The organism is Streptomyces xanthochromogenes (assembly GCF_014650455.1).
GTDB classification, from domain to species: domain Bacteria; phylum Actinomycetota; class Actinomycetes; order Streptomycetales; family Streptomycetaceae; genus Streptomyces; species Streptomyces xanthochromogenes.
The window spans coordinates 1-2,099 of the sequence record NZ_BMUZ01000042.1; the positions used below are offsets into that span (position 1 = coordinate 1).

Annotated in this window: 1 protein-coding gene and 1 pseudogene; both read right to left on the minus strand. The window is 67.4% G+C overall.

Annotated features, from left to right (window positions below; translation table 11 throughout):
* Positions 1-212 (minus strand): annotated as a pseudogene (locus tag IE267_RS39260) (hypothetical protein); the annotation flags it as partial.
* A gap of 594 nt (positions 213-806) precedes the next feature.
* Positions 807-1,571 carry a MerR family transcriptional regulator gene (locus IE267_RS39265; protein ID WP_189766573.1) on the minus strand — a complete coding sequence of 255 codons (765 nt, stop codon included), beginning with the start codon at positions 1,569-1,571 and terminating at the stop codon, positions 807-809.
* Positions 1,572-2,099: the final 528 nt, after the last annotated feature.

Consider the following 2,099-nt stretch of genomic DNA (forward strand, 5'->3'; position numbering starts at 1 on the left):
ATGTCCTGGAGCGACCCGTTCAGATCGTTGGTGATCTCGTCCGCGTGCGCCTTGAACGAGTCGAACGCGGCCTTCCCCGACCCGTTGAACTTGCCCTCCAGCGGATCGGCCGCGGCGATCAACTGCCGGATCAGCGAACCCAGATCACCACTCGACCCCTCGGTGCTCTTCCCCAGATCGGACAGAGTCGTGGACCCCATGTCGAACTTCACGCACACACCCCCGTAACAGACAGAACGAACGGCGCACCCGCAACTCGGCGCGCCGTCTATGTCTACCCAATGCAGATTGCACGCGCAACGCACGTCCGAGCGGCCCGGACCTGCCGTGATCCCCGATTTCCCAGGTGCCGGGCCGACTCGGGCGGAAGTCGCCCCGGCAACGGTTACGTAGTTGGAACAGCCGCGCGAAGTGCATTCCCGTCATAAGTCGGCCAAGGGTTGAAAACGCCCAAAGGGGAGGAATGAACGGCTATATGGGCCGGGGCGGCGCTCGCATGGGCGCGGGGAGTGCGTTGAGGGGGAAGTGACGGAGGCGAGGGGACGGAGACCGGACGAGGCGTGAAAACCGCGGGGCGAGCGGAAGCGGGGGAGTGGCGAACGCCGTGCCGCCGGGGGTCTGCAGCCCCCCGACGCCGTGCGCGGGGCGACGGCCGGTCGGCCGGCTCGTGAGCACGGGTACTCGTGCAGCACGGATAGACGCGTACGTCGAGCGATGTGGCCGGACCTGGTTCGGCCGTCCTCGACTCGGCTCAGCTCTGTTCAGCGCTGCTCAGTTCGGCCTGCCCCGACCCGGCCGGGTTCGGGTCAGCTCAGCCGAGTGTCGGCGTACGCGACCATGGCGTCCCGGAGGTACTCGGCCAGGCCGTCGGCGACCTTGTCGTAATTGGCGCGCATCTGCGGCTCCTCGACGTAGGTCCGACCCAGCCCCTTGTACGCGACCGCGTTCGGCGTCCAGAACCGGCAGACGCCCCGGTAGTGCTCGTCGACCTCCGCCTGGACGGCGGGGTCGTCGACGGGGGTGCCGGCCACCATGAACTCCGCGATACGGATCATCTGTGCCGTCACCTCACGCTGCCAGCGCTCGGTGTCCTCGGCTGTCATCGCGTCGACGGCCTGCCGCGACTGCTCCCACGCCTTCGGCCACCGCTCGCGCACCTTGTCGTTCTCTTCCGCCGAGGGCTCGAACCCCTCGAACAGGTTTTCCGGACGATTGATCGTCGCCATGTAGTCGTTCTCCTCTGCTTCCTCCAGTTCGGCGATGGTGCGGCCGACCGTGCGCGCCAGGGTCCCGAGCCGGTCCCGCTCCGCGAGCAGCCGCTGGTGGTGCTCGCGGAGCACTGCCACTCGGTCGACCTGGCTGTCGAGTACCGCCCGGATCTCACGCAGGCCCAGATCGAGCTCGCGCATCAGCAGGATCTGCTGCAGCCGCAGCAGATCCGCTTCCTCGTAGTAACGGTGTCCGTTGCTCCCGATCCAGGCGGGCGGCAGGAGGCCGATGTCGTCGTAGTGCCGCAGCGTCCGGGACGTCACCCCGGACATCCGAGCCACATCCGCGATCGACCAGGCCATGGCCGCGCCTCCCATCACCGGGCCGGAGTCCGTCTCCGGCCACACCGAGGACGGTAGGAGTTGACGCAACGGAAACCGCAAGCCGCACCGCGGGCCGATCCCGCTCGGCTTGGCCGAGGGACGTCGGCTCAGCCTGGTGCGGCTCGCGAGGGCCGGGCAGGGGGCGGGCACCTCTGAGCGACCGGACAGAGAAGGGGCGAGGGCGGACGCAGAGCCCCTGGAACCTCGTGTAGTGTTCTCCGAGTTGTCGCGCAGCCGGGATGGTTCCGCGTCGACCATCAGCCGCAGATTCTGCGGCACACCCAACTCAGCACGACCCCCGACCGGGGCGAATTTGGCATGCCGAATTCCATTCGGTTCGGACCGGGGACTCGATTTCGAATCACCGGCAGGATCCGCTAGAGTTCGGAACGTCGAAACGGCCCAACAGCCGGGAAGACAACCCGATTTCGACCGGGAGTCAGGCCCGAAAGGATCTGATAGAGTCGGAGCCGCCGGAAAGGGAAACCCGAGAGGGAGAACCTGAAA

Coding starts and splice junctions, on each gene's coding strand:
- IE267_RS39265 (WP_189766573.1), bottom strand. CDS start 1,571: ATGGCCTGGTCGATCGCGGATGTGGCTCGGATGTCCGGGGTGACGTCC.